Genomic DNA, 273 nt, shown 5'->3' with positions numbered 1-273 from the left:
CCGCCGGGCAGGACCCGCAGGCGGCCCGGGACGCGGCGGTGGCGGCGGTGAAGGCCGTCCTGACCGGCGACCCGGCCCAGAAGGAGCAGGCCAAGACCCGGGCGGCCGACGCCCTGGCCAAGGCGCAAGGCATCGCGCCGGACCAAGCCAAGGCGCAGATCGACGACTACCAGAAGCAGTACGAGCAGGCCGTGGCGACCGCCAAGCAGAAGGCCGAGGCGGCGGCGGTGACCGCGAAGTCGGCGGCGACCCAGGGGGCGTTCTACGCCGCCA

1 pseudogene is annotated in these 273 nt (G+C 75.1%); it reads left to right on the top strand.

The window, feature by feature from the left end:
* Positions 1-273 (top strand): annotated as a pseudogene (locus tag ACLBXO_RS32295) (PhnA-like protein); the annotation flags it as partial.

The organism is Methylobacterium sp. C33D (assembly GCF_053345825.1).
The sequence above is the reverse complement of the archived record's forward strand: the minus strand, read 5'-3'. Positions and strand labels throughout refer to the sequence as shown.